Here is a 4470-nt window from a genome sequence, read left to right as displayed (position 1 = left end):
AGTGTACTTTCCAACCGTGAACTTGACAGGCGCACCGACAACGATGTGTTTGCACTCGGTGGGAAGTTCGGGGAATCAGGGCTGCCTGTGACAGTCGGGGTTACCGTGCTATTGACCGGTGTACCCAGAGGTGAAGATAAAAGCTCAGTGGTTGCCTGAACGCTGTCAGCTGTGGTGGGAGCAACAGTACTTTCAGTGGTTAGCATCGCTGTCGAAGCCCGTGAACTGGTCGGCAGTGGGCTTGACAGACTCGGCGGAGACATTCTGCTCAATTGTGAAATGGTCGAAGTCGGTGACGCAGACTGTGCACCTGACAGCATGGATGATGACGTCAGACCGGTCGATTCTGACATTGCCGCAGCCGACGATGAAGTGATTGTACTTTTCAGTTGTGAGCTTGATAGCGTTGATGATGGCGTTGCAGAGCTGGTCAATTCTGAGGTTGTCGGAGCCGACAAAGAAGCCATTGAGCTGACCAGCTGAGAACTTGACAACGATGACGATGGCGTTGCAGAGCTGGTCAATTCTGAGGTTGTCGGAACCGACAAAGAAGCCATTGAGCTGGCCAGCTGAGAACTTGACAGTGCTGACGAGGGCGTTGCAGAGCTGGTCAATTCTGAAGTTCTCGGAGTCGGCGAAGAAGTCATGGATCTGGCCAGCTGAGAACTTGACAGTGACGACGATGGCGTTGCAGAACTGGTCAATTCTGAAGTTGTCGTCGTCGACGAAGAAGCCATGGATCTGGCCAGTTGAGAACTTGACAGTGCTGACGATGGCGTTGCAGAACTGGTCAATTCTGAAGCTGTCAAATCCAACGACGAAGTAATTGTATTTTCCAGCTGAGAGCTTGATCTTGATAGTGCTGGCGTTGGCGTTGCGGAGCTGGACAATTGTGAAATTGTCTGAGTTGGCGAAGAAGCTATTGAGCTAGCCAGCTGAGAACTTGACAGTGCTGACGATGGCGGTGCAGAGCTGGTCAATTCTGAAGTTGTCGGAGCCGACGAAGAAGCCATTGAGCTGGCCAGCTGAGAACTTGACAGCGATGACGGTGGTGTTGCAGAACTGGCTAATTGTGAAGTTGTCGGAGCCTGCGACGTAGTATGTGTATTTTTCAGCTGAGAGCTTGATTGCGTTGGTGTTGGTGTTGATGTTGGTGTTGATGTTGGTGTTGATGTTGGTGTTGATGTTGGTGTTGATGTTGGTGTTGATGTTGGTGTTGGTGTTGGTGTTGCAGAACTGGTCGATTGCGAGGTTGAGGCAGCAGTACCAGGCGATTCTTTACTGGTTCCCGGATTTTGGTCTTGCGTCGTCTGGCCCCCACAACCCGGCAGGCTGGCCAGCGCCAGACAGGCCATAGCCACCTGGTTAATGGTATTGAAGTAGCTATCGGCGGGTATGGCTCTCTGGGCCAGACGCAGGGCCAGCTCTTTAGGTTGAATTTTCAGCTGTATCCATGGGCCATCCGACTGATCAGTCCGTTGTCCGGGGTCAAAGCCAGGATGAAAGGATTTAGCCACTGACTTGCTGATATTCCAGAAACCCGACCAGGCAGAGCCCTGTCCAAGGTTATGGCTGGTATCAGTGTCAGCCGAATCAGACGGTGGTGTCATGGTTACGCAGGAAGTGAGTAGAGGGGTCATCTAGGTCTCCGAGGTTACAGGATTCGGAATACAAATGTAGATGCAAATAAGAATGATTGTTTTTTTTGTTTTTAGCAGTACCGGGGTTACTGAGAGGTCTTGCCAGAAATGTTCCTGGCTGACAGCGTTTGCTGCCAGCCAGGAGGAAATATCAGAACTGTTTGAGAATCTGCTCAACACTGTCGGTGGCATCACCAAACAGCATACGGCTGTTGTCACGGAAGAACAGTGGATTCTGAACACCCGCATAGCCGGTAGCCATCGAGCGTTTGAAGACGATCACTTCTCCGGCTTCCCAGACCCGCAATACCAGCATGCCGGCGATTGGGCTGGTTGGGTCTTCGACCGCCGCCGGGTTCACCGTGTCGTTGGCACCGATCACCAGAACCGTATCGGTATCGGCAAAGTCATCGTTGATTTCATCCATTTCTTCCACGATGTCATAAGGCACCTTTGCCTCAGCCAGCAGTACATTCATATGGCCCGGCAGACGACCGGCCACTGGATGGATACCGAAACGAACCTGATCCCACGGTCCCGCAGCTTCTTGACCAGATCACGAACCGGGTGGTTGAGCCTGGGCAACCGCCATACCATAGCCAGGGGTAATAATGACACTGGCGGAGTTCTTCAGCTGTTCCGCAACGTCTTCTGCGCTGACTTCCGTATAGTCACCCTGCTCACCACCTTCGACGATCGCCCCCTCTGCGGTACCAAAGCCACCCAGAATCACCGAAACAGTTTGCCTCGGGACAACCAGAATTTTCCAGCCTGGTTCTCCCATCAAGAAGCCAACTGGTCAGATTAGTGTTACAAGCAGCAGTGTCAGTAAATCTGGGGTCAGGGTCGGCAGCGGCAATACCAGTGTGAAAGCCAATGGCACTGACTTAAGCTCACTTCCCTTGGTATTTCTTGAGTCTGCGTGCCTGCGACCTTGAATGCTGGAGCCTTTTATGCGGTTTTGGCCGTTTCTTAACGGCCCTTGGCTCCGACCGACCGGGTCGATTTCCAACAATATGCTGTCCTATGATGTCCAACACATTAATGATTTTCTGTTCCAGCCAGTCACCCGATGCTCCCAGCAACGTCTGAAGGAATGACACCAGCGTTTCCTGAGCCGTTTTAAAACTCAATTCCCGTGGAGTCTTGTCAATGTGCTTTGCTGTTTTCCCCATCAGTGCCCGTATCAGGTTGTATACCAGAAAGTTGATGCATATTTCTTTTCTCACCATTTCCGGACTTTTACAGCGCAGCATATCCATTTTCATGGTCGTTTTGATGACATCAAAATCAATCTCGACGTGCCAGCGTTTCAGATACAGCGCAATGATCTCTGTCCGGGGATACTCCTCAGCATCCAATAAAGTGGTGATGATGGTGCGACGTTTGTTCTTGACAGCACGGATTACCAGCTCTGCAGGCATCTGATCATAAAGCTCCTGACTCATCCACTCAGGTCGGACTGGTCTTGTTAATTTGAATAATCCATCCTTGCTACCCAGCTTTTGATCGCATTTCCGGAAATCAATATGGCGGGCACCATTTTTCTCGAAAACCACGTCAGCCTTGGCTTGGAACAGCAAAGCCAACAGGAAGTAGTTCTCAAAATTCGCATCACCTAACAGGATGTCGCCATCCTGCAGATGGGAGAACAATTTCCTGAGCAAAGCTTGTTCCCCGGTTTCTTTCCCTTCGTAGGCAGCCACAGCAAAATCAAGCAATGCGCAACTGCCAAGACATATCAAAACAAGAATTCTGAGAATCGGGAAACCAAGCCCTTTTTTTGGGTGCCGGGCTGAGAATATTCTTTCTGATTTTTCTCAGTGTCAGGCATCAACAATGTCAACAATGTCAACAATGTCAACAATGTCAACAATGTTGAACCATCAGTAAGCAGTACACGACGTTGATGCCATAGCCATGATTCTGGTGAGGCGTGATCAAGGCTAAGTAGTTGGCCAAATGGAATCGTATTTTCTGGCTAAGTGGACAGTTACTATGCAAGGCACAACGTAGGGAGCATAGCCGTAGCTATGTGACCGTAGTTGTAACGCCGCACGACTGCATGGATGCAGGAGATAGAGCAACGCATGAGCAGTTGCCGAGAGTGACTGTCCACTTAGTCAGAAAATACGATTTCATTTGGTTAACTACTTATTGCCAGATATGCGCAGCAAACCTCTTACGGATGCTTCACTCAACCGTTGCCGCGCTTTGCAATATGCGCTGGTTTCAGTGTTGGGCACTTTCTTCTTGTTGCCCCTGACGACCTGGTCTCTCGCTTCATCAATGAGGGCGTGGCAATGAGAGCGTGGCGACATGATTTGGTGTCACTGGCCACCTGTCGCATGAACAAGGTTAATGTTTTGATGGGTGGAAAATCCCTTACCCTGCAGCCGGGGTAACAATTCTGAAAAGAGTTAAGGTCATCAGAGGTAAGGATTGATGAAAATTCATCACTTTCAGTCTGTGCAAATTGGTTAAGGCAATCATCTGCGAGGGATAGGAACTCTTGGCTACACTTGTTCATGGCTTGCTCGGAAGGGAAATATTTAGTTTTGTGACTTTTTATAGTCGCTTCTTTCCGAGTAAGCCTTGAATTATCAAGGGCTGAGGCCTTAAGTCAGTGCCATTGGTGGATTACAGGTTTTTTTCACGGAGTTGCAACAAAATATCTGTCACATTACCTGGGCTGGCGAAGGGCTCCTAGCTGGCATTAATGCTTTAACAACTGATCGGTTGACCAACAAGATTTTGGAATTTATTCACTTTCAACCCTTAAACACAACATAGCCCTTGTAGGAACTCTTCCATCCAGTCATCGTTGTTG

General features: G+C 49.7%; 3 protein-coding genes and 2 pseudogenes. 1 reads left to right on the top strand and 4 read right to left on the bottom strand.

The features are described from left to right. The 4 genes and pseudogenes from J7439_RS24885 to J7439_RS24870 form a co-directional block, all read right to left on the bottom strand. Nucleotides 1-1640, bottom strand: a 1640-nt coding sequence (locus tag J7439_RS24885; protein ID WP_209204747.1) for a hypothetical protein, incomplete at its 3' end; no start/stop codon positions are given. A gap of 151 nt (nt 1641-1791) precedes the next feature. Next, a pseudogene (locus J7439_RS24880) lies at nt 1792-2424 on the bottom strand (NAD(P)(+) transhydrogenase (Re/Si-specific) subunit beta). Between the two features lie 109 nt (nt 2425-2533). Next, complete coding sequence (locus tag J7439_RS24875) at nt 2534-3445, bottom strand: IS4 family transposase (RefSeq protein WP_209204748.1); 912 nt, start codon at nt 3443-3445, stop codon at nt 2534-2536. A 345-nt stretch (nt 3446-3790) separates the two neighbouring features. Continuing rightward, nucleotides 3791-3961 (bottom strand): hypothetical protein, encoded by a 171-nt coding sequence (locus tag J7439_RS24870; RefSeq protein WP_209204746.1) that lies wholly within the window; start codon nt 3959-3961, stop codon nt 3791-3793. Nucleotides 3962-4276: 315 nt separating this feature from the next. Here J7439_RS24870 and J7439_RS24865 point away from each other — a divergent pair. Next, nucleotides 4277-4433, top strand: a pseudogene (locus J7439_RS24865) (IS1595-like element ISEnu2 family transposase); the annotation flags it as partial. Nucleotides 4434-4470: the final 37 nt, after the last annotated feature.

This window comes from Salinisphaera sp. G21_0 (assembly GCF_017744115.1).
In the GTDB taxonomy this organism is placed as follows: Bacteria; Pseudomonadota; Gammaproteobacteria; order Pseudomonadales; family Endozoicomonadaceae; genus Endozoicomonas.
Note: the sequence above shows the minus strand (reverse complement) of the source record. Positions and strands in the feature narration are given on the sequence as shown.

Excerpts from the sequence above, each read along its gene's own strand:
- J7439_RS24870 (WP_209204746.1), bottom strand. The coding sequence starts at position 3,961 with ATGTCGCCACGCTCTCATTGCCACGCCCTCATTGATGAAGCGAGAGAC.